4 protein-coding genes are annotated in these 3,548 nt (G+C 55.8%); 2 read left to right on the top strand and 2 right to left on the bottom strand.

The window, feature by feature from the left end; translation table 11 throughout:
- On the bottom strand, positions 1-551 hold a 551-nt coding region (locus ABSG47_RS20825; protein ID WP_424172480.1), incomplete at its 3' end, for a lysophospholipid acyltransferase family protein.
- Positions 552-1,248: 697 nt separating this feature from the next.
- Here ABSG47_RS20825 and ABSG47_RS20820 point away from each other — a divergent pair.
- Positions 1,249-1,797 (top strand): Panacea domain-containing protein, encoded by a 549-nt coding sequence (locus ABSG47_RS20820; protein ID WP_424172478.1) that lies wholly within the window; start codon positions 1,249-1,251, stop codon positions 1,795-1,797.
- A 9-nt stretch (positions 1,798-1,806) separates the two neighbouring features.
- Positions 1,807-2,274, top strand: a complete 468-nt coding sequence (locus tag ABSG47_RS20815) for a hypothetical protein (protein ID WP_424172474.1) — start codon at positions 1,807-1,809, stop codon at positions 2,272-2,274.
- Here the strand turns inward: ABSG47_RS20815 and ABSG47_RS20810 are convergent.
- Positions 2,249-3,548 (bottom strand): TrkH family potassium uptake protein (locus tag ABSG47_RS20810; RefSeq protein WP_424172471.1); only part of this gene is annotated, 1,300 nt, incomplete at its 5' end. The two genes, ABSG47_RS20815 and ABSG47_RS20810, sit on opposite strands and share 26 nt — an antisense overlap.

Here is a 3,548-nt window from a genome sequence, read left to right as displayed (position 1 = left end):
GAGTTCAGCGCAACCGGCACGATGGCACCCCCCATGGCCTGGTACAGATGGCTCACGCCTGATTTATACATCGCGGGTTGACCCACTACCCCTCGGGTGCCCTCCGGAAATACGACGACTTGCTTGCCGTGGGAACATGCGGCGACGGTGCCCTGGATCATGCTGTCGAGAGCCGACTTACCGGTGCCGCGCTTGACCGGAATGCATCCCAGCCGCAGCAGCGCCCAGCCAAAAAAAGGGATCCAAGTCAATTCGCTTTTGAAGACGAATACAGGCTCCCGAAATATGGCGAACATCGCGAAGGTATCCCAGGTGGACTGATGCTTCATCGCGATGACGCAGCCCCCGTCCGGCAGACACTCCCGGCCTCGCACCCGGTACGACACCCCGCAGACGATTTCATAGACCTTGAGCCACGCCTGCGACCACCACCTTGCAAAGGCGTGCAATTGCCGGGGGCTGAGAATTGAGATGAGCACCGCCACGATCGAACAGAGCGCGGTGAAGACGTACAAAAAGAGATTGAAGGTCAGTGAGCGTAGGAACAGCATAGGTGCGCAAGGATATTCGGGTGCCCGTGGGAACGCGAGGAGTCGCCCCCCGGCTGGACCCCGCCGCGCGTGCCTGGCTGAAGGATGCATTGGCGCGGCTGGATCCCGGCCATGCATGGATACACGAACTTTTGCGCGTATCACAGCCAAAGAGCACAAGATTCTTAGGAGAATCTGAATTTCTTTTCCACATTCCCTCGCTGATATCGCCGAAAGCGTGGCCAGATTCCACTATTCTATGAATCTACAAGAAATGGTGAAGAATCTTCGATAACGTGGAAATGTATCCCTAGCTAAAGGCCATTTCAGCGATTGGTCACAATAAATCTAGTAGAAAGTGGGAAATTGAGTGATGCCGTTCGCGATGGGGCTGTCCCGCACAAAAAGAAGCGGCAGCCGTAAAGTCATCTCAGGACCCGCTCTGAAATGATCGCTCTGGGCGGGATCAGCATCCCGCCATGGTTGAATCAGAGAACATGTAGCCGACTGTAAATCTGTTGGTACGCCACGTTAGTCCACACCGAAATGGACTCTTTTTCTGGCACTACCCAGAGCCATTTCACGCCGGCCACTACGAAAAGCGCATTAAACAGGCCGGCGCAGCCAAGCCTGTTCTTCGCGTCCAATCTGGCCGGATACATTAGCGATTGAAGATGGAAGTTGCGGCTCCCGCCCGCTTCTCCCCCTAAAACCTCCTGTGGATCTATTATCCATTCGCCTTGTGCTGCTTTGGGCTCCCAAACGATCCATCCTTCCAGTTCATGACCAATCCAAGCTCCTCTATCTTGCCGATCGAGAGTCAATGTCTCGATATGGCGTGCCCATTTCTTTTGACAATCTCGTGTCTATGGATCACGGCCCGGTGCTGTCGCGAACCCTTAACCTGATTAACGGCTACGTTGGCGGCTCAGGCGCAGCTCAATGGGATGAATGGATGAGCGATAGGGAAAACCACGATGTTTCCGTAAAGAAGAGCTTTACTCGAAAGGATCTAAACGAATTAAGTGACGCCGACTTAGCCGTGATCGATAGCGTGTGGGCTCAATTTGGCCGCATGGATCAATGGGCTCTTCGTGATTACACGCACAAAAACTGCCCAGAATGGGTGGACCCCAAAGGCAGTTCATTAGGAATTGAAGAATCGACAGTTTTTACCGCTATCGGGCGGTCCGGTCCGGAAGCGACGAAACTTGCGCAAAGCATAAAAACCCAACGTGAGTTAGATACAATTTTCTCGCGTCTTTAGCCGATAAAAATGTTCTCGGCTAAGAGGCTTGCCACGCTCCTCTATCCCTCAGGGTCGGCAAACGATCCCAGCCGACACCATTTGTTCGTTCTGCTTACCGACCCATTTGGTCCGGCCGAACAAGTTTTGATGGCCTGCATATGCACTGTCGTGGAAGGCTCAGACGAATCCTGTCTTCTCAAGAATGGAGACCATGATTTTATAAAACATGATAGTTATGTTGCCTACGGCTTTTGCCGCATTGAAAGCGCGAAAGCATTGATCAAAGGCGTGGAGCAAAAGGTCTTCCTTGACAAAGGACACATAAGCGAAGCCATTTATAAAAAATTATTACCGGACTTAGGAAGTCGCCATTTACAAAGCCGTTCGTTCTCGATTTTCTCAAAGAGATCGAAAGAGAGACGCGAAAATAATGTAGGTCTCCAAATGGCATACTTCCAGAGCAACGGCGTTATTTCCGCCACAAAGTGGGGGTAAACAGCACCAAAATCGTGAAAACCTCCAACCGGCCGAGCAACATGGCGGCCGAGCACACCCAGGTCTGGAATTCGCTGAGCACGCCGTAGTTGCTGCCCGGGCCTACCAGCCCCAAGCCGGGACCCGCATTGTTGATGCAGGCGATGATGGACGACAGGGAGGTCATGAAATCCAAGCCGCTGGCGAGCTGCACGAAGATCAGCATCACGATGCTCATGAAGTAGAGGAACACGAAGGCCAGCACGGCGAACACCACGCGATTGGCGATCACCGTGCCGCCGACCTTGAGCGGCCGCACCATGTTGGGGTGCACCAGCTGATTCAGCTCGCGATGCGCCTGCTTGGCGAGTACCAGGGTACGGATCATCTTGATGCCACCGCCGGTGGATCCCGAACTCGCCACGATGCAGCTCAGGAACATCATCCACATGGGGGCGAAAATAGGCCAGCGCGAATAGTCCTGGGTGTGCAGGCCGCTGTCCGTCGCGATCGACACCACGTTGAACACGGCGTGACGCAGCGCCGTCGGATAGCTGGCGTAACTGCCCTTGAAGTACAGGAACAGGGATATGCCAATGCAGCTCGCGACGAGCACGCCCAAGATCGCCTTCGCCTCGGCGTCGCGAAAATAGGCCCATACCCCGCGCTGGCTCCAGGCGAGAAAGTGCGTCGCGAAATTCAATGCCGCCAGTATCTCGAATACGGTCAGCACCATTTCGATGGGCAGGGAATTGAAGTGCCCGATGCTGGCGTCATAGGTGGAGAAGCCGCCGAGAGAGAGCGCCGAGAATCCATGGCAGACGGCATCGAAAGTATTCATGCCCGCCAGCTTCAAGCACACGATGCAGGCCACGGTCAGTCCGGCATACACCGCCCACAGCAGCTTGGCGGTCTGTCCGATGCGCGGCGTGAGCTTGCTGTCCTTCATGGGCCCCGGCATCTCCGCGCGATAGATCTGCATGCCGCCGACGCCGAGCATGGGCAGGATGGCGACGGCCAGCACGATGATGCCCATGCCTCCCAGCCAGCTCAGCAGATGGCGCCATAGATTGATCGAGCGGGGCAGGTACTCGAGCCCCGACAGCACCGTCCCGCCCGTGGTGGTCAAGCCCGATGCGGCCTCGAAGTACGCATCGGTGAAATTGATGGGCAAGAAATGCCATAGAGGAAACCCCGCCACCGCCGGCAGAGCCACCCAGGTCAGCGCCACCAGCATCAGGCCGTCCCGGGTTTTGAGTTCGCGCTTGAAGCGGCGCGTAGCGAGCCATAGCAGC

The organism is Occallatibacter sp., from assembly GCF_049510455.1.
Classification (GTDB): domain Bacteria; phylum Acidobacteriota; class Terriglobia; order Terriglobales; family Acidobacteriaceae; genus Telmatobacter.
The sequence above is the reverse complement of the archived record's forward strand: the minus strand, read 5'-3'. Positions and strand labels throughout refer to the sequence as shown.

What these genes read in the sequence shown, in the direction of transcription:
- ABSG47_RS20815 (WP_424172474.1), top strand. Translation starts at nt 1,807, where the DNA reads ATGTTCTCGGCTAAGAGGCTTGCCACGCTCCTCTATCCCTCAGGGTCG.